At 56.0% G+C, this 16,218-nt stretch carries 14 protein-coding genes; 8 read left to right on the forward strand and 6 right to left on the reverse strand.

The genetic code is table 11. The annotated features are described in order from the left end of the window. Positions 1 to 80 precede the first annotated feature (80 nt). Positions 81 to 920, forward strand: coding sequence for an HTH-type transcriptional regulator BhcR (gene bhcR, locus ROA7450_RS14135; protein ID WP_085806504.1), 840 nt, complete (start codon positions 81 to 83; stop codon positions 918 to 920). Between the two features lies 1 nt (position 921). Here bhcR and ROA7450_RS14140 read toward each other — a convergent pair whose 3' ends face one another. The 6 genes from ROA7450_RS14140 to xdhA form a co-directional block, all read right to left on the reverse strand. Further along, positions 922 to 1,737, reverse strand: coding sequence for a bifunctional allantoicase/(S)-ureidoglycine aminohydrolase (locus ROA7450_RS14140; protein WP_085806505.1), 816 nt, complete (start codon positions 1,735 to 1,737; stop codon positions 922 to 924). A 134-nt stretch (positions 1,738 to 1,871) separates the two neighbouring features. Continuing rightward, complete coding sequence (guaD, locus tag ROA7450_RS14145) at positions 1,872 to 3,203, reverse strand: guanine deaminase (RefSeq protein WP_085806506.1); 1,332 nt, start codon at positions 3,201 to 3,203, stop codon at positions 1,872 to 1,874. 61 nt (positions 3,204 to 3,264) lie between these two features. Further along, a complete protein-coding gene (locus ROA7450_RS14150) occupies positions 3,265 to 4,866 on the reverse strand; it encodes a xanthine/uracil/vitamin C permease (protein ID WP_085806507.1) in 1,602 nt (533 codons plus the stop codon). Between the two features lie 44 nt (positions 4,867 to 4,910). Then, on the reverse strand, positions 4,911 to 5,792 hold the full coding sequence (gene xdhC / locus ROA7450_RS14155) for a xanthine dehydrogenase accessory protein XdhC (RefSeq protein ID WP_085806508.1): 882 nt from the start codon (positions 5,790 to 5,792) through the stop codon (positions 4,911 to 4,913). 3 nt (positions 5,793 to 5,795) lie between these two features. After that, a complete protein-coding gene (gene xdhB / locus ROA7450_RS14160; RefSeq protein WP_085806509.1) occupies positions 5,796 to 8,114 on the reverse strand; it encodes a xanthine dehydrogenase molybdopterin binding subunit in 2,319 nt (772 codons plus the stop codon). A gap of 11 nt (positions 8,115 to 8,125) precedes the next feature. Next, positions 8,126 to 9,589: a xanthine dehydrogenase small subunit gene (gene xdhA / locus ROA7450_RS14165; RefSeq protein ID WP_085806510.1), complete on the reverse strand. Its 1,464-nt coding sequence runs from the start codon at positions 9,587 to 9,589 to the stop codon at positions 8,126 to 8,128. Between the two features lie 174 nt (positions 9,590 to 9,763). Between xdhA and ROA7450_RS14170 the strand changes: the two genes are divergently transcribed. The 7 genes from ROA7450_RS14170 (at position 9,764) to ROA7450_RS14200 (ending at position 16,215) form a co-directional block, all read left to right on the forward strand. Further along, positions 9,764 to 10,666 carry a LysR family transcriptional regulator gene (locus ROA7450_RS14170; protein ID WP_085806511.1) on the forward strand — a complete coding sequence of 301 codons (903 nt, stop codon included), beginning with the start codon at positions 9,764 to 9,766 and terminating at the stop codon, positions 10,664 to 10,666. Between the two features lie 145 nt (positions 10,667 to 10,811). After that, positions 10,812 to 11,810, forward strand: a complete 999-nt coding sequence (bioB, locus tag ROA7450_RS14175) for a biotin synthase BioB (RefSeq protein WP_085806512.1) — start codon at positions 10,812 to 10,814, stop codon at positions 11,808 to 11,810. Continuing rightward, positions 11,807 to 12,937 carry an 8-amino-7-oxononanoate synthase gene (locus tag ROA7450_RS14180; RefSeq protein ID WP_085806513.1) on the forward strand — a complete coding sequence of 377 codons (1,131 nt, stop codon included), beginning with the start codon at positions 11,807 to 11,809 and terminating at the stop codon, positions 12,935 to 12,937. The genes bioB and ROA7450_RS14180 overlap by 4 nt, the downstream gene beginning before the upstream one ends. Then, positions 12,934 to 13,554, forward strand: coding sequence for a dethiobiotin synthase (gene bioD, locus ROA7450_RS14185; protein WP_085806514.1), 621 nt, complete (start codon positions 12,934 to 12,936; stop codon positions 13,552 to 13,554). Before ROA7450_RS14180 ends, bioD begins: the two co-directional genes overlap by 4 nt. Next, a complete protein-coding gene (bioA, locus tag ROA7450_RS14190; protein WP_085806515.1) occupies positions 13,551 to 14,837 on the forward strand; it encodes an adenosylmethionine--8-amino-7-oxononanoate transaminase in 1,287 nt (428 codons plus the stop codon). Before bioD ends, bioA begins: the two co-directional genes overlap by 4 nt. Beyond that, positions 14,834 to 15,454 (forward strand): pimeloyl-ACP methyl esterase BioG family protein, encoded by a 621-nt coding sequence (locus tag ROA7450_RS14195; RefSeq protein ID WP_085806516.1) that lies wholly within the window; start codon positions 14,834 to 14,836, stop codon positions 15,452 to 15,454. Before bioA ends, ROA7450_RS14195 begins: the two co-directional genes overlap by 4 nt. Beyond that, positions 15,451 to 16,215, forward strand: a complete 765-nt coding sequence (locus tag ROA7450_RS14200; protein WP_085806517.1) for a methyltransferase domain-containing protein — start codon at positions 15,451 to 15,453, stop codon at positions 16,213 to 16,215. The genes ROA7450_RS14195 and ROA7450_RS14200 overlap by 4 nt, the downstream gene beginning before the upstream one ends. The last annotated feature ends 3 nt before the right edge of the window (positions 16,216 to 16,218 follow it).

Below are 16,218 nucleotides of genomic sequence, written 5' to 3' on the forward strand. Positions count from 1 at the left end.
TTACGAAAATATATTTATTGTCAGATAGTTATATTTTTCATATTGTGAATTTGATTTTCACGAATAATCTGAGGCATTTTATGAAATCCCAAGATAATCCAGTATCTACCCCTAGACGCGCTCGTGGCCGCCCGCGCGATTGGGACGATAAGACTGCGCAAAACACGATCAAATCGCTGGATCGGGCGATGGAGGTGTTCGAATATCTCAGCGAAACGCAAGGTATGGCACTCAGCGCGCTTGCCGAGGCCACCGGACAGTCTGCCGCCACCGTCTACCGTATTCTTGTCACGCTTGAAGGGCGCGGATTGGTGGAATTCGATCCCGCCGAACAGATCTGGCATATCGGCCCACAGGCCTTTGTCATCGGTGCGCGTTTTTTGCGCCGCACCAGCCTGGTTGACCGAGCCCGTCCAATCATGCGCAAACTGATGGAAGAGACCGGTGAAACCGCAAACTTGGGCGTCGAACAAGAGGGCGCGGTGCTTTTCCTTAGTCAGGTCGAAACCCACGCGAATATCCGCGCGTTTTTCCCGCCGGGATCGCTGTCGCCGATGCATGCCTCGGGCATTGGGAAGGCGTTGTTAGCTGAAATGGATGAGGACCGCTTGACCCGCACCCTTTCCAATCAAAACCTGGAAGCCTTCACCGATCACACCGTCACGGATCTCGCTCAGTTACGCGCGGATCTAACCCGCATTCGTCAGCGCGGCTATTCTATTGATGATGAAGAAAAAAATCTTGGCATGCGTTGCATCGCTGCCCCGATCTTTGATGTGCACGGCGAGGCCATCGCCGGGATATCCATTTCGGGGCCAGTTAGCCGTGTCAGCCGTGACGACATTGATCGCCTGAGCGCCCCAGTTGTTGAGGCGGCTCAGGCACTTTCTCTGGCCATTGGTGGACGAGTATCCCCCTAGATCACAGGGGCATATGGCGGTTCACGTCCTTATAGAGCAGATAGCGGAACTTACCTGGGCCACCGGCATAACAAGCCTGTGGGCAGAACGCGCGCAGCCACATGTAATCGCCAGCTTCGACCTCTACCCAATCATTGTTTAATCGATAAGCCGCTTTGCCCTCGAGCACATAGAGACCATGTTCCATAACATGGGTTTCCAGAAACGGGATGACGCCACCAGGTTCAAACGTCACGATGGTGACATGCATATCATGACGCAGATCAGTGGGATCAACAAACCGCGTCGTAGCCCAACGTCCTTCGGTCTCTGGCATCACTGTGGGGGCGATGTCTTTTTCATTTGCAATGATCAACTCGGGATGATCCAGCCCCGGCACCTCTTCATAGGCTTTGCGAATCCAATGAAACCGCAGCATATCGTCAGTAGTGTTATGCAACGTCCACTCTGAAGAGGGTGGCAAAAACGCGTACCCACCTTCGGTCAGCTCATAAGTGGCACCATTGACGGTCAGGCTTGCCCTGCCCTCAACCACAAACAAGACACCCTCGGCATCTGGATCGCCCTCAGGTCGGTCTGATCCGCCACCGGGGGCGACTTCCATAATGTATTGCGAAAAGGTTTCAGCAAAGCCACTCAGGGGACGGGCAAGAACCCAAAGCCGTGTCTTGTCCCAAAATGGCAGAAAGCTGGTCACAATATCGCGCATTGTTCCCTTAGGAATGACAGCATAGGCCTCGGTAAAAATCGCACGGTCGGTCAAAAGTTGCTCTTGCCCGGGATGCCCGCCTTTAGGCGCGTAATACTTCGCTGACATAAATGAAATTCCACTCACTTAGCATTCGACCCCAGTATGCGCCGGTGCGCGGCGGGGGGCCAGTTGTTTTCAGGCAAAGACTGTTTCCGTAATCCTTTGAAAATGCAGGCAACCCAAATCGCCCTGCGATGCCATTAGGCTGGGTCTAGAACCTTCGCAATTACAGACCGATTCGCCTGTTTTTGAGGTGCACCACTGACGTAAACTTCCTCAACCGCGCGGTCATCACCCATCATCTGCAGGATAAATAGCTCTTCGGCCAATGTTTCCGCCCGTTCCATCCGCAAGGCCATGGCATCGGTGCTGCACGCATTCAGGATGGTGATATCCGCCTCGGTGCCTGCATCCAGCGTGCCGATCTGATCCTCCAGCCCCAGCACGCAGGCGTTGCCACGCGTGATCCAGTGGAAGGCCTGCAGAGGATGCAGGGACTGCCCCTGCAATTGCAGCACCTTGTAGCCCTCATTCAGGGTCTGCAACATGGAATAGCTTGTGCCCGCTCCCACATCGGTGGCGATGCCATTGGCAATCCCGCGCGACCGCAGCCCAGCATCATCGAACAGCCCGCTGCCAAGGAAGAAATTCGAAGTTGGGCAAAACACCGGATGGGCCCCGGTTTCAGCCATCGCCTCAATCTCACGCGGCTCAAGGTGAATCGAATGCCCCAGCAGAGTCTTGTCGCTTAGCAATCCGTTAGATTGATACACATCCAAATAATCGCGCGCCTTCGGATAAAGCTCGCGTGTGAAGGCGATCTCGTCCTTGTTTTCCGACAGGTGGGTTTGGATGTGACATTCCGGATGCTCCGCCGCCAGCGCTTGCGCCATCTTCATCTGTTCGGGGGTTGAGGTGATGGCAAATCGCGGCGTGATGACATAGCCATTGCGCCCCTTGCCGTGCCAATCCCCGATCAGCGCTTTGGTTTCATCATACCCCGACTGCGGCGTATCACGCAGGCCATCAGGCGCATTGCGATCCATCAGCACCTTACCGCCCAGCATCCGCATATTGCGGCGTGACGCCTCGCAAAAAAACGCCTCAACCGAGGTTTTGTGCACCGAACAATAGGCCACCGCCGTAGTGGTGCCATGATCGATCAACTGATCATAAAACGCCGCCGCCATCCGGGCGCTGTGTTCTTCACTGGCAAACCGGGTCTCTTCCGGAAAGGTGTAATTGTTCAACCAATCCAGCAGCTGTGAGCCCCAAGAAGCAATCACCTGCACCTGTGGAAAGTGGATATGCGTATCAATAAACCCGGCCATCATCAGGTGCGGGCGGTGGTCTACCACTGGCGCATCGGGGGCCTGTGCGGCGACATCAGCAAAGTCACCTGCGCGTTCAATCAACCCATCGCGGATCAACACACCGCCATCTTCGATATAGGTATAAGCCCCGGTATCATCACCATTCTCTGGCTCTCGGTGAAATGTCAAAAACCGGCCACGCAGCAAGGTCTGGGTCATTGGAATTCTCTTTGTCTGAGGAAGAAGGGCGACCCATTCGCCGCCCCTCGTAAGTGTTGCGTTATGCCTGTTGCGGTGCAGGCGCATCGTCCATCAAGTCGGGCTCATCCGGCACGATGATGCGGTTCTCCAGATCTTCCTTCGGCGCGACCAAAGGATAGAGGTAGAGGAACGCACCCACGATCAGATAGCCCAGCGTGATGCCATCAAACTGTGGTGCCTGCATGGTGTAGGAATGGATGATCCCGACCGAGGACATCACCGCCGCAGCCACGGCAAAACCACCCGCCATGCGGAACCGGCCATCGATCACATCAGCGACAATCGCACCCCAAATCAGGCCAGTAATAATTGCCCCCTGGCTCAACGCCAGATGCCCCTCATAATGCGCGCCCTCCATCAGCAAGGCTGCTGTCAGACCCTCATCACCCAAAGACGGCAAGCCTTCGACGCCCGAGCTACGCAACGCATTCATCAACGAGCCCCACTTGACCATCAAGAAGGCCGAGATGTGTGGCAGTACGGCAAAGGACACCGCCGCCATATGCATCGGCTTGACTGCCCAAGCCGTGTTGGTGATCAGGCTGACCGCAACGAATACCAGTACAGGTGCCGCCGCCGCAATCGGGATCAGTCCTGCTAGGAACGACAGGAAACCAAGGAAGGCCGCCGCCGCGATCACAATCGCCACACCGATGGTATAGCCTGCGTGGGCACCCAGACGTTTGTAGGCAGGGTGGCCGATATAGACGGTTGTCGGGAAAGGCGAACCAAACAGCGCACCGATCATGGTTCCAGCGCCATCGGTCACCTGACAAAGGCCGACAGGGTACGTATCGCCTGCGGCCTCGGCCGATTCCACGTTATTCATCGTCTCGATGAAGTTATAAATCTGTACCGGGATCAGAACCAGAAACAGCTCAGGATTGGCAAACAGGTACTGAATGCCTGCGATCATGTCGCCAAAGTAAGGCACAGGCGGGTAAAACCCGACGCCTGAGAAGTCAAACTTGGATTCTCCAAGGATAATCGCAATCACCGTACCAGCGCCAATGGCGACCAGACCCGCAGGGATATTGCCTGGCAGGCGGAACCGACCGATCAGCCCCCACAGAATGAACAGCAGCGAAGTAAAGCCAATCAACGGATGCTCAAAAATTTCAGCCAAAGGAACCGAGCCAATGAACACCAACGCGATACCGCAGAGTGTTCCCAGCATGCCCGCACGTGGGGTAATCCGCTTGAGGTACGGCCCAATGAGGGCACCAAGTGCCGCAACGATGCCACCCATGAAACCCGCACCAATGCCAACCTGCCATGCCAGCAGCGGATCTTGTGTTGCCCAATAAATGGGACCGATCACGCCGAACAGATAGACAAACATCACCGGCGTTGAAATGCCGTACGGCAAGGCGGTTACATCTTTGCCTTGCTTCTTGGCGGCCCATTTCGCCATGCAAGTATAGACCACCACCCCTGCAATAATCGCTACCGCAGCGCCCGGCACGATCCGGCCATAAACGATGTCGGCTGGCATCTGGAACACAAACTGACAGACCCCGGACAGGATCAGCAGGTTCACAAGGTTATCGGTAAACAGCGCCCAAAAGGCGCTTGAATCGCCGCGACTGAGCAGCTTGTAGTCGTAAGTCCTCCCGTCCATGACGGTCTCCTCCTCTAGAATGACCTAAGATTTCCCTGACATTGTCAGGCCAATCTCCCTTCCCGGTCATGATGGTTGCCCACTTCGGGCGCTTCGATGGCCCCTTCCGGGGCAGTCGCGGCAGTTTCAGAGGTCAATTCAGCCATCACCTCGGCCACCGCAAAGGCGGCGATGATGCTGGGCCGCTTGTCGCGGCTACCGCTTGCCCCGATGGGGCAATTCAAATGTTCGATTGAGGGTGCTTCACTTTGATCGCGCATCCAATTGCGGAACTTCACCCGCTTGGTGGCTGAACCGATCATACCAACATAAGTTGCATCCCCACGTTCCAATGCACATTGAGTTAACAAAAAGTCCAACCCGTGATCATGGGTCAACACAACAAAGGCGCTGCCCGCAGGCGCGCTCATGATGTCTATTTCCGGGATCGCACTGACACGGGTTTCCACATCCGCACTGTTCAGAGCAATTTCGTCCGCTCGCGTGTCCACCAGAATGCAATGCACCGGCAAATGTTGAAACTGATTGGCCAACGCCCGGCCCACGTGCCCCGCGCCCATGACATAGACATGTGGCAGGGTTTTCTCCTGCGCCGCCATGCGGGCAATGGAATCGCGTTTGCCCGATCCACGCATCCGGATCAGTGACAATTCAACCCGGCCGCCGCAGCACTGCCCAATCTCCGGGCCCAGTGGCACATCCATCTCTTTGTTCAACACACCACTGCGCAGCATCTCTCGGGCTTGCTCAATCGCCAGATACTCAAGCTGTCCACCCCCAATAGTGCCAAACAGGCCCCGTTCGGTGACAAACATCTCAGTACCCTCGTTGCGCGGCGACGAGCCCTGCACGCGGGTCAAAGCCACCCGGATCACCGGGCCGTTGACCTCAAGAAACTCGGCAAGCTTATCTGCGACGACAACCATGGCTTAGCCCTCCACCTTCAACCGCGAAACGGCCATCAGCACCCGCTCCGGTGTGGCAGGCGCCTCCAGACGTGGGCAGGTCTGATAATCAGCGACCGAAGCCACCGCCATCGACAATGCTTCGAACACTGAAATGCCCAACATAAACGGCGGCTCCCCCACCGCTTTGGAGCGTTTGATCGTCAACTCGCGGTTCTCCGACCAATCGGCCAGTTTCACATTGAACTCGCGTGGACGGTCCGAGGCCAGCGGGATCTTGTAGGTTGATGGCGCGTGCGTCCGCAGACGCCCAGCATCGTCCCACCACAGTTCCTCTGTTGTCAGCCAACCCATGCCCTGAATGAACGCGCCTTCAACCTGGCCCTTGTCCAGAACCGGGTTCAATGAATGACCCACATCGTGCAGGATATCCGTACGCTCGATCCGGTATTCACCTGTCAGCGTGTCAATTGTCACCTCGGAACAGGCCGCGCCATACGCAAAGTAATAGAACGGGCGCCCCTGACCTTTGGTTCGATCCCAGTGAATTTTCGGGGTCTTGTAAAATCCAGCAGCCGATAACTGCACCCGTGCCATGTAGGCCTCTTTGATGAAGGTATCGAAAGGCAGAACCTCGTTGCCGACGCGTACTTGATTGGGCAGAAATTCAACGTCGTTCGCGTCGATATCCCATTTCTCAGCAGCAAAGGCAACCAGACGCTCTTTGATTTGTTCAACCGCGTTCAATGCCGCCATGCCGTTGAGATCGGTCCCGGACGAGGCCGCCGTAGCTGACGTATTCGGCACTTTCTCGGTTGTTGTTTTGGTGATCTTGATTCGTTCAAAATCTACCTGAAACGCTTCGGCTACAACCTGTGCCACCTTGGTGTTCAGACCTTGACCCATCTCGGTCCCGCCATGGTTCAGGTGGATCGACCCATCATTGTAGACATGCACCAGTGCCCCCGCCTGATTGTACCAGGTTGCCGTGAAGGAAATACCGAATTTGACCGGTGTCAGGGCGATACCCTTCTTCAGCACAGGCGAGGTTTTGTTATAGGCAATAATTTCTTCACGGCGCTTGCGGTACGCGGAGGTTTCTTCCAGCTCTTCCACCAGACGGTCCAGAATATTATCCTCAACCTCCTGATGATAAGGCGTCACATCGCGGCCTTTGCCGCCATAGAAATTCGCCTTACGCACATCCAGCGGGTCTTGACCGGTGGCATAAGCGATTTCTTCAATGATCCGCTCCGCCGCAATCACCCCTTGCGGGCCGCCAAAGCCGCGAAAGGCCGTGTTAGAGACTGTATTTGTCTTCATCGGGCGGCTGTTCAGGCGCACATTCGGGTAGAAATAGGCATTGTCTGCGTGAAACAACGCCCGGTCCGTTACCGGCCCTGACAGATCTGCCGAAAACCCGCAGCGCGCGGCGAATATTCCGTCCACCGCCTGAATCCGGCCCGCATCATCAAACGCCACATCATAATCGATGACAAAATCATGCCGCTTACCAGTGGCAGTCATATCTTGATCACGATCCGGGCGGATTTTAACTGCGCGATTCCATTTCTTCGCCGCCATCGCCGCCACGGCGCAAAACAGGTTCATCTGGCTTTCCTTACCACCAAACCCACCGCCCATCCGACGTACATTCACCACAACCGCATTCGAGGGCACGCCCATCACATGGGCCACCATATGCTGCGCCTCTGACGGGTGCTGGGTCGAGCAATGCACGACGATATCGTCGTCTTCGCCGGGGATCGCCGCCGCGATATGCCCCTCCAGATACATGTGGTCCTGACCACCAACCTCCATCCGGCCTTTGATCCGGTTAGTGGCTGCATCCAATGCAGGCTCAACATCTCCACGCTCCAGCTTCAGTGGTGCCGTTACATGCGGATATCCAGCGTTTTGCGCTGAAACAGGGTCTAATGCGTGCGGCAGAACCTCATAGTTCACCTTCGCCAACTCAGCCGCCCGACGCGCCGCTTCACGGGTTTCGGCCACAACTGCAAAGAGAGGCTGGCCGTGAAACTGGATCGCGTCGGTGGGAAACACCGGCTCGTCATGCAGGCCGGTGGGGCTGATATCATTGATTCCAGGCACATCGTCCGCGGTGAGCACACCAACCACGCCGGGGGCTTTCAGCACCTCCGACAAGTCAATGCCTTTTAGTGTCGCGTGGGCGACATCCGACACTCCAAGATACGCATGAAGTGCTCCAGCTGGCAGGGGAATGTCATCGGTGTAATCCGCCTCCCCTGTCACGTGCTTGATGGCACTATCATGAATACGGTCAGTATGCGCAGCGCCCGAGATCGAAACCGTCTGTTTCATATGCCTTTTCCTTACGCTGAAGCCAGTTGAATGGGGGCCGTCGTAGCCGCGTCATGCTCAAGATAGAAACGTCGCAGCAGGTTCTGCGCAGATAGCATCCGGTAATCTGACGAGGCGCGCCAATCGGTCAACGGTGCAAAATCCCCGCTCAAGGCCGCTGCTGCTGCTTCGAACACTTGTTGAGACCAAACCCGCCCAATAAGAGCCTGTTCTGCCTGAATTGCGCGTTTTGGCGTGGCCGCCATACCGCCAAAGGCAATGCGGCAACCGGTGATCACACCATCGATCACTGTCACATTGATCCCTACCGCGACAGAGGAAATATCCTCATCCCGACGCTTGGAAATCTTGTAGGCGGCGTTCAGGTCCCCCGCCTGCGGCAATGGCACATGGATGCTTTCGACAAACTCACCGGGTTGTCGGTCCTGCTTACCGTAATCAATGAAATAGTCCTGCAATAGCAGATTGCGACGCGTCGCACCCCGGCGCAGCGTGATCTCGGCACCCAGCGCGATCAGCACCGGCGGTGTATCCCCGATGGGCGATCCGTTGGCAATATTGCCACCAATCGTCCCCATATTGCGTACTTGCCACCCTGCGATCCGGTCCCAGTAGGGCCCCAGATGCGGCAGATGCTCGGCCATAAGATCTTGGCATTCGGTATAGCTGGCCCCCGCCCCAATCACCAAGGAATCCCCTTGTTTAGAGACTGATTTCAAGCCGTTCAGGTGCCCGATAAAAATCGCCGGTCCAATGTTGCGCAAGAATTTCGTGACCCACAGCCCCACATCCGTGGCTCCTGCCACGATGGTCGCCTCGGGGTACTCCAGCAGGCATTCGGCAAAGTCATCCACATCGCTGGGCAGGATGCACAGATTGTCCGCTGGTCCGGTCACAACCCGCACACCGCCCTGAAGCGCCTTCAGCCGCGCCGTAATCGCATCACGTTCGGTGTTCAGATAATCCGCCGTAGGTGATCCATATTGGCTCACCGCCACCGCAGCCTTTATAATTGGCTCGTATCCTGTGCAACGGCACAGATTGCCCTGCAGCGCGGTTTCCACCTGCGTCTCTGTTGGCTCGGGTACAGCCATCCACAACGCATAGAGCGACATCACAAACCCCGGCGTGCAGAACCCGCACTGCGTTCCGTGGTGCTCAACCATGGCTTGCTGCACGGGGTGCAAGCGGCCACCAGGGCCGGAAAGATGTTCAACTGTCACCACATGGCAGCCGTCAACCGAGGCCAAAAACCGAATACAGGCGTTGACAGGGATATAGCTCAAACCATCCTCAGCAAGTCGCCCCACCAGCACGGTGCAGGCGCCACAGTCCCCCTCTGCACAGCCTTCCTTGGTGCCGGTCAAACGGCGATCAAGACGAATGTAGTCCAGCAGAGTCTGATCTGCGCGAACATTGCCGACTGAAACGTCTTTGCCATTCAAAACAAATCGGATGTCACTGCGCTGTGCCATTTTGCCTGCTCCCAAAGAATAAAAGGTCATTGAGTCGTTGGTGATAAAGCAGTGTAGAGTGACTAATTGCATTCTCAAAGAGCGGTAAACAGGAAATAGTTTCAACAAAATGTTGAAAATAAACCACGCAAAATGCGATACATATGACAGCAAACCGCCGCCGGGGAGGGAGCCATGTCGTATATTGAGAGCTTGCGCGTCTTTGTCCGCGTCTATGAGCTTGGCAATATCACCTCCGGCGGGCGTGATCTTCGGCTAACCCCGGCTGTGGCCAGCAAGCGCCTCAAAGAACTGGAAAAATATCTCGGTGTCCGTCTGTTTAATCGTACGACCCGCTCGCTTGCTCCAACCGACGTCGGATCCGTTTTTTACGAAGAAGCAAAGACCGTACTGCTCACGCTCGAAACCGCCGAAGCCAGAATCGCTAACTTCTCAGGCCAGCCTCGTGGTGCGATTCGCGTCACCTCTCCGCTTGGCGTGGGCCGTCGGGTCGTTGCTCCTTTGGTGCCTGATTTTGTTGATGCCTACCCAGAAACCGAGATTCAGATGCGTCTTTCGGATCGCAAAGTTGATATTCTGGCCGATGGCATCGATGTGGCGTTTTTTATCGGCAAACCTGCCGATTCCAACATGAAGCTACGCAAGATCACCGATTGCGATCGGGTCCTCTGCGCCTCGCCAGCCTACCTGTCACAATTTGGCACCCCAATGGCCCCCGATGATCTAATAGACCACAATCACAACTGCCTGCTTTTGCGGTATCCCAGATCACCAGAGTACTTTTGGACCCTACAAACCCACACCGGCCCGGAGAAGCTTGAGGTGCGTGGCAAATTTGACGCTGACGATGGCGATGTTCTCACTGACTGGGCACTGGCCGGACGTGGCATCGTTAATAAACCCCGGTTTGACGTTGAAGAGCATCTTACCAGCGGTCAATTGGTCGAGGTCTTGCCCCAGACGCCCCCAGTTCCCACCGTTTTTGGCTGCTTATATCCACACAAAAAACTGCAAGATCCGAAAGTGCGCTTGTTTGTCGATCACGTCACGACGCGTAGCAAAGCTTTGTTTGCCTAATTTACCTGCCCCCGCCTTCATTGCTCAGAAATTTAGATCTTTGCCCCGAATTTCCGCTCACTGCGGCATAGTAACTATTGCGAAATCTCACCTTATCGATAAATTGCACCTCAAACGCACCTAGCGCAGGAATATTATCGATAAAATGACTGATCCAGCAAAAACATGGACCCGCGACGAAGCCCAAGGCATTTATGATCTCCCCTTCATGGAGCTGCTCTTTCAGGCCCAGACGGTACATCGCGAGAACTTTGACCCGAACCGGGTTCAGATGTCTCGGTTACTTTCGATCAAAACCGGCGGGTGCGCCGAAGATTGCTCGTATTGCTCCCAATCGGCACGCAATGGATCGACCCTTCCGGCCTCTAAGCTAATCGAAGTGCAGCGCGTCCTCAGCGAAGCCCGCAAGGCGCGCGATGCAGGTGCCACACGGTATTGCATGGGCGCGGCCTGGCGCGAGCCGAAAGAGCGGGACATGGATGCCCTGGTGGCCATGGTTGAGGGCGTCAAAGCACTTGGCATGGAATCGTGCATGACGCTGGGCATGCTGGAGGACAATCAGGTTGTTCGCCTCAAAGGTGCAGGTCTCGATTACTACAACCACAACATTGACACGTCTGAGCGGTATTACCCGGAAGTTATCACCACTCGCACCTTCGCGGACCGGATTGATACCTTGAACCGCGTGCGCGAAGCTGGGATCAAGGTGTGCTCGGGCGGCATTCTGGGCATGGGCGAAGAATCGCAAGACCGGATCGACATGCTGGTCAGCTTGGCCAACTTGACAGAGCCACCAGAATCCGTGCCGATCAACATGCTGATGCCACAGGCCGACACGCCGCTGGCCGATGCCACGCCGATTGATCCCATAGAATTTGTCCGTGTAATCGCATTGGCCCGGATCATGATGCCGAAATCTCATGTGCGCCTGTCTGCCGGTCGTACTGAAATGAGTGATGAGATGCAGGCCATGTGCTTTTTTGCAGGGGCAAACTCAATCTTTGTAGGCGACACGCTGCTGACTGCCGAAAACCCCGAGAATGACGCCGACATGACGCTCTTTGCCAAGCTGGGCATTCAGCCGATGGAGGCGCATGAACACAGTACGAAGGATGCGCCAAAACATCTGGATGCTGCTGAATGACAACCCTTGCGCGGCTTGGCGGGATGCTCGAGGCGCTGGCGGCACGCCAGCGCCTGCGTCAATTGCAGCCGCGTGAAGGTTTGGACTTTGCCTCGAATGATTACCTAGGGCTCGCCGACTCCGAAGCCCTACGTGAAGCCGCACAATCGGCTTTGGCGCGTGGTGTTTCCCTCGGCGCGGGTGGCTCGCGCTTGTTGCGCGGTAACCACCCCGAACATCAGGCACTGGAATTCGAAGCCGCCGCATTCTTTGGAACTGAGGCAGCGCTCTATATGGGTGGTGGCTTTCAGAGCAATCAGGCGATCTTTTCAACCCTGCCTGCAGCGGGTGACCTGATCCTGCATGATGAACTGATCCACGCCAGTGCTCACGAAGGGATGCGCCTTGGTCGCGCAGAAACTCGGGGCTTTGCGCACAACGACATTGAAGACGCAAAGCAAGTTCTGAGCACATGGCGTGCCGAAGGCAATGGCGGCCAGATCTGGATTGCAGTTGAAAGCGTTTACTCGATGGAAGGGGATATCGCGCCATTGGCCGATTTGGCCGCATTGGCACGAAATGAATCCGCCATCTTGATTGTGGATGAAGCCCACGCCACGGGCGTGTTCGGACCACAGGGTCAAGGGCTCGCCCATGGGTTGGATGCCGAAATCCTCACCCTGCACACCTGCGGCAAGGCGCTTGGCGTTTCGGGCGGTTTGATCTGTGGTGCCACGGTGATCATCGATACGTTGATCAACAAAGCGCGTCCCTTCATTTTTGCGACGGCACCCACTCCACTTAATGCGGCACTGGTGCGTGCCAGTCTGCGGCAAATGCAAAACCAGCCAACGCTCGTCTCTGGAGCCAGCAACCGAATGATGCATGCCCATTCTGAGGCGAAACGTCTGTGTGGCCTGGATGGTTTCGAAAGCCAGATCCTCCCGGTCATTGTCGGCCCCGACGGAGCGACCATGGCGCGCGCCAAGGAGCTTCAATCCCAAGGGTTCGATATCCGCGGCATCCGCCCACCAACGGTGCCGAAGGGAACGTCCCGATTACGTGTTTCCATCACCGGCAACGTCACACACGCCGACATCACATCCCTGTTCAAGGCCATCTCACAACAGCAAGCGGAGGCCGCATGAGCCCGTTGATCGTTACCGGAACCGATACCGGCATTGGCAAAACTGTTTTTTCGGCGGGCCTCACTGCCGCGCTTGGCGCAACCTATTGGAAGCCGGTACAATCCGGCTTGGAAGACGCAACTGACACTGAAACCGTAGTGGCCCTGTCTGGCTGCAAAACCCTGCCCGAAGCCTATCGCCTGCCACTGCCCGCATCACCCCATTTGTCCGCCGAAGATGCCGGAGTTGAGATCGATCTGGCGCAGCTGGAAATACCACAAGTGGATGGCCCTTTGGTGGTTGAAGGCGCAGGCGGTGTCATGGTGCCGCTCACCCGGTCAACCTTCTATCTCGATCTTTTCGCCCATTGGCAGGCCCCAATAATTTTGGTTGCCCGCACAGCGCTCGGCACCATCAATCACACTGCCCTTTCCCTGATGGCATTGCGCAATTCCAATTGCTCGGTGGTCGGAGTCGTGTTTAGCGGCGAAGCTGTACCAGACGTCGAAAAGACCATCGTTCAAATGTGCGATGTGCCTCACCTTGGACGATTGAACGTCTTAAGCGAAATAACCCCCGAAACGCTGAAAGAGGCCTTCGCAGCCATTGACATCGAGACCATCCGAGGTGCGCTATGACGCCGCTTGAGTTTGATGCAAACCACCTTTGGCACCCCTATACCAATGTCGCCAAGCCCGGCCCGATGCACCTGATCACCGAGGCCGAGGGCGTTTGGCTGACACGCGATGATGGCACCCGGATGATCGACGCCATGTCATCGTGGTGGTGCACCATTCATGGCCACCGCAATTCGGTGATCACAGAAGCGGTGAAACAGCAGATTGATCAGATGCCGCATGTCATGTTTGGCGGTCTGACCCACAATCCGGCCATCGAGCTGGGCAAAAAGATGATTGACCTTTTGCCCGACGGTCTGGATCGGATCTTCTACTGCGACAGTGGCTCGGTCTCCGTCGAGGTCGCGATGAAAATGGCGGTCCAATATCAGATTGCACAGGGGCATACTGGCAAGGTCGAATTCGCCACGATCAGCGGCGGCTATCACGGTGACACATGGAAGGCGATGAGCGTCTGCGACCCAGTCAACGGCATGCATGGATTGTTCCGCGGAGCCCTGTCGATCCAGCACTTCCTGCCACGGCCGCATGTACGGTTGAATGACGAATGGCCACAAGATTCTCAGGTCAACGGTCTGGCGGCACTTGAGCAGCTTCTGGCAGAAAAAGGCGATCAGATCGCAGCCCTGATCCTTGAACCCATCGTTCAGGGTGCAGGGGGAATGTATTTCTATCACCCAGCATGGCTGAAGGGTGCAAAAGCCCTGTGTGAAGCGCATAATGTGTTGTTGATTTTCGACGAAATCGCCACAGGCTTTGGTCGAACTGGCTCACTTTTCGCCATGGATCTGGCAGAGGTCACTCCTGATATCGTCTGCCTAGGTAAGGCGTTGACCGGAGGTCATATTTCCTTTGCAGCGACCGTTACAAGCAAGGCCGTTGCCCATGGCATTGGCGAAAGCGAAGCAGGCGTTTTCATGCATGGCCCAACCTACATGGCCAACCCGCTGGCCTGTGCTGCTGGGATTGCCAGCCTCAGCCTGCTGGAAGACGGACAATGGCAGGGCAGAGTCGCGCAGATCCAAACCCAGATGCAAACAGAACTGGAACCTGCGCGCGGCCTTCCGGGGGTTGCCGACGTCCGGGTACTGGGGGCCATTGGTGTCATTGAAATGCACGATTGGGTCGATCCAAGCGTTGCGCATCAGTTGGCACCAGAAACAGGCGTCTGGCTGCGCCCCTTTGCACGCAACATCTATTGCATGCCCCCCTTCGTCATATCTCCAGACGAATTGAGCCGCGTTACTTCTGCAATGGTTTCTCTGGCCGGGCTAAGGTCATGAGAAAACAGTGGCTCTCGCATGCAGGTGGGGTAGATCTTCTGCTGGTCTTCGGTGGCTGGGGGTTAGGCCCCGCGCCTTTCAAAGGACTATCCGGTGCCGGTGATGTCCTGTTTGTTGACGACTACACCACACTTGATAACGGCCTACTCGAAACCTCAGATTATGACGAAACCACTTTGTTGGCCTATTCTTTTGGCGTTGTCTCGGCTGCGCATTGGCTCGCTCAAACGGGCTTCAGGCCCAATCGCAAAGTGGCGGTCAATGGGACGCTCTATCCAGCGAATGAGAATAAAGGCATCGCAACCGAGACTGTGAACGCGACAATTGATGGACTATCGCCGGACAGTTTTTCCAACTTCTGTCGCCGCGCTGGATTTCGCGACACGCCCCCGCAAATTGACATTACAACCGCACAAGAAGAACTGCGCGCGATCATGAACCGCGGTTCAGCACCAGAAACGACATTCGACCGCATCTGGATTTCACAGCGCGACCGGATCATTCCAGCCCAAGCGCAGACAGCAGCTTGGGCCGCGCAAGAAAAGACCATCAAATACAACCCGGGATCACATTGTCCGTTTACCAATGGGCAAAGCTGGCAGGAGTGGCTGTCATGACTCCAGTTACAATAGATCGGGTGGAACGCAGTTTTGGCCGCAGCTTCCAAAGCTATGCTTCCTCAGCCAGTCAGCAGGCACGTATCGCGCGACACCTCGCCCGCCGCCTTTGCGACTTGGGTGCGCCTGACCATTTTCACAACACCTTTGAATTTGGTTGTGGAACCGGAAACCTGACACGCGCTCTTCAGGAACACTTTACCTTTGGCGATCGGACACTCAACGATCTGACCGCCGAAGCACGCGAAACGGCCAAGGCCTTTGATGCATCCTTTCTCCCCGGTGATGTCCGAGACATCCTCTGGCCTCGCACCCCGGACCTGATTGCATCTGCTTCAACCATTCAATGGTTGGACAACCCAGAGCAAATAGTCCTGCGTGCCGCGCAGGAGCTTGCTCCAGGTGGTTGGTTGGCCATTTCTAGTTTTGGCCCACAACAATATTGCGAGTTGGCAGAACTGGGTTCGACCGCCGGCGCACCTGGCCTGCGTGGCGCACAAGACCTCACTCAATCACTCGCGAACGACCCAATAATATCGATTCATGAATACGATGAGGACTATCACCAGCTTTGGTTCGACTCACCTACTGATGTTTTAAAACACCTGCGAAAAACCGGCGTCAACGCGGGGGCAGCACAAGGCTGGACACGTGCCAATCTGAACCAGTTTTACGATCAATATCTGGAAAAGTTTGGCACCGCGCAGGGGGTCCCGCTCACGTATCATGCCACGTGGGTCATCGCGCGAAAGCACGGCTGAACC

Source organism: Roseovarius albus, assembly GCF_900172335.1.
In the GTDB taxonomy this organism is placed as follows: domain Bacteria; phylum Pseudomonadota; class Alphaproteobacteria; order Rhodobacterales; family Rhodobacteraceae; genus Roseovarius; species Roseovarius albus.

Bases quoted from the DNA above. Each gene is read 5' to 3' on its own strand.
- guaD (WP_085806506.1), bottom strand. From the start codon at position 3,203: ATGACCCAGACCTTGCTGCGTGGCCGGTTTTTGACATTTCACCGAGAG.
- bhcR (WP_085806504.1), top strand. From the start codon at position 81: ATGAAATCCCAAGATAATCCAGTATCTACCCCTAGACGCGCTCGTGGC.
- bioA (WP_085806515.1), top strand. From the start codon at position 13,551: ATGACGCCGCTTGAGTTTGATGCAAACCACCTTTGGCACCCCTATACC.
- ROA7450_RS14195 (WP_085806516.1), top strand. From the start codon at position 14,834: ATGAGAAAACAGTGGCTCTCGCATGCAGGTGGGGTAGATCTTCTGCTG.
- bioD (WP_085806514.1), top strand. From the start codon at position 12,934: ATGAGCCCGTTGATCGTTACCGGAACCGATACCGGCATTGGCAAAACT.
- ROA7450_RS14140 (WP_085806505.1), bottom strand. From the start codon at position 1,737: ATGTCAGCGAAGTATTACGCGCCTAAAGGCGGGCATCCCGGGCAAGAG.
- ROA7450_RS14150 (WP_085806507.1), bottom strand. From the start codon at position 4,866: ATGGACGGGAGGACTTACGACTACAAGCTGCTCAGTCGCGGCGATTCA.
- bioB (WP_085806512.1), top strand. From the start codon at position 10,812: ATGACTGATCCAGCAAAAACATGGACCCGCGACGAAGCCCAAGGCATT.
- xdhB (WP_085806509.1), bottom strand. From the start codon at position 8,114: ATGAAACAGACGGTTTCGATCTCGGGCGCTGCGCATACTGACCGTATT.
- ROA7450_RS14170 (WP_085806511.1), top strand. From the start codon at position 9,764: ATGTCGTATATTGAGAGCTTGCGCGTCTTTGTCCGCGTCTATGAGCTT.
- ROA7450_RS14180 (WP_085806513.1), top strand. From the start codon at position 11,807: ATGACAACCCTTGCGCGGCTTGGCGGGATGCTCGAGGCGCTGGCGGCA.
- ROA7450_RS14200 (WP_085806517.1), top strand. From the start codon at position 15,451: ATGACTCCAGTTACAATAGATCGGGTGGAACGCAGTTTTGGCCGCAGC.
- xdhA (WP_085806510.1), bottom strand. From the start codon at position 9,589: ATGGCACAGCGCAGTGACATCCGATTTGTTTTGAATGGCAAAGACGTT.
- xdhC (WP_085806508.1), bottom strand. From the start codon at position 5,792: ATGGTTGTCGTCGCAGATAAGCTTGCCGAGTTTCTTGAGGTCAACGGC.